Annotated in this window: 1 protein-coding gene and 1 pseudogene; both read right to left on the bottom strand. The window is 44.4% G+C overall.

The genetic code is table 11. The features are described from left to right. A pseudogene (locus A3763_RS04340) lies at positions 1-287 on the bottom strand (hypothetical protein); the annotation flags it as partial. 6 nt (positions 288-293) lie between these two features. Continuing rightward, positions 294-768, bottom strand: a 475-nt coding sequence (locus tag A3763_RS04335; protein WP_156494900.1) for a response regulator, incomplete at its 5' end; no start/stop codon positions are given.

Below are 768 nucleotides of genomic sequence, written 5' to 3'. Positions count from 1 at the left end.
TATTGCTCATCGTGTTTTCCTGGGGCTTTATCCAAACCAAAGAGCACAGGAATATTGTCTGCTTGGTCAATGATGTCATCTAACGCTACCGACTCAAAAGTATCTTCTTGCAAAGCTAAAATCCAGCATTGGATCTGATCGAGTTTTTCACTTTGTTGCTGTGCAAGCATATCGGGCTCACAACTGATAACAGGGTTTAAGCCAAAAGCGTTGAGTGCTTTGCTCAGAACGTGCCTTTGTAAGGCACAATCCGATATGACACCGATCTTAGGTCTCGCTTCCGGCACATTCATTTAGCCAATGAACCGCTCAATATTTTCCAGTAAATCATGTTCCTGGAAAGGCTTACCAAGATATTCATTCACACCGATAGAAAGTGCCCGTTCTTTGTGCTTTTGGCCGGTTCGGGAGGTAATCATGATGATTGGCACATCTTTCAAGCGTTCGTCATGCCGTACCAGTGTTGCAACCTCAAAACCGTCCATACGTGGCATTTCGATATCGAGAAGCATTACATCAGGTTTATGATCTTGTAGTGTTGCTATAGCGTCAACACCATCCTTCGCGGTAATAACTTCGTAGCCATTTCGTTCAAGCAAGCGCGTGGTAACCTTCCTAACAGTAACCGAGTCATCGACCACCATGACAGTCTTCGTTTGCTTCTCTTTAATAATGTTATCTTCATTAGAACTTAGAGAATCGAGTATGCCTGCCATGTCGTCTCGAATGAGCGCAGGAAGGTCAAGAATCACGACAACGCTACCGTCA

Source organism: Oleiphilus sp. HI0128, from assembly GCF_001635365.1.
The sequence above is the reverse complement of the archived record's forward strand: the minus strand, read 5'-3'. Positions and strand labels throughout refer to the sequence as shown.